This is a genomic window from Streptomyces apricus (assembly GCF_008369065.1).
Lineage (GTDB): Bacteria > Actinomycetota > Actinomycetes > Streptomycetales > Streptomycetaceae > Streptomyces > Streptomyces apricus.
Window position 1 is genome coordinate 1 of record NZ_VDFC01000269.1, and the last position, 744, is coordinate 744.

Annotated in this window: 1 protein-coding gene; it reads right to left on the reverse strand. The window is 70.6% G+C overall.

All coding sequences use genetic code 11. The features are described 5' to 3' along the window. A partial coding sequence (locus FGF04_RS39615; protein WP_235882763.1) for a beta-ketoacyl reductase occupies nt 1-725 on the reverse strand: 725 nt, incomplete at its 3' end. Nucleotides 726-744: the final 19 nt, after the last annotated feature.

Here is a 744-nt window from a genome sequence, read left to right on the forward strand (position 1 = left end):
GGCAGGGGCAGGCCGGTGGTGGTGGTCAGGGCGTTGCGTAGTTCGAYGGCGGTCAGGGAGTCGAAGCCCATGGCRCTGAAGGCTTTGTCGTCTTCGAKSRYGGTGTGGGGGTCGAAGCCCAGGATCGCTGTGAYGTGGGTGGTGACGAGGTCGTGGAGGAGGGMGAGCTGCTGGTCGCTGTCCAGGGCGTGCAGGCGGCGGATSAGGGAGGAGCCGTGGTGCGTGCTTGTCCGGCGGTTCGGTCGGGTGAGGAGGTTGTGCAGGACGGGCGGGATCRGTSCCKGGAGGGCGGRYGGGTTGYTGAGGTTSAGGTGGACGGGGGCGGTGAGGGTGTGTCCGCTGGCAAGGGCCGCATCGAGGAGGTCCAGGCCTTCCTGGTCGGTGAGGGGTTGCAGGCCGGAGCGGGCCAGGCGGGCGTGGTCGTGGGCGCTGAGGCGGCCTGCCATGCCGTGGGTGTGGTGCCAGGGGCCCCAGGCCAGGGAGTGCGCGGGCAGTCCCAGGCGCTGGCGGTGCTGGGCCAGGGCGTCCAGGCAGGCGTTGGCGGCGGCGTAGTTGGCCTGGCCCACGCCGCCCAGGAGCGCGGCGATGGAGGAGAACAGCACGAACGCGGTCAGGTTCATGTCCTGGGTGAGTTCGTGCAGGTGCCAGGCCCCATCCGCCTTCGGTGCAAGTACCCTCTGCAGCCGCTGCGGCGTCAGATCCGCGAGCAGGGCATCGTCCAGCACCCCCGCCGCATGCACCACA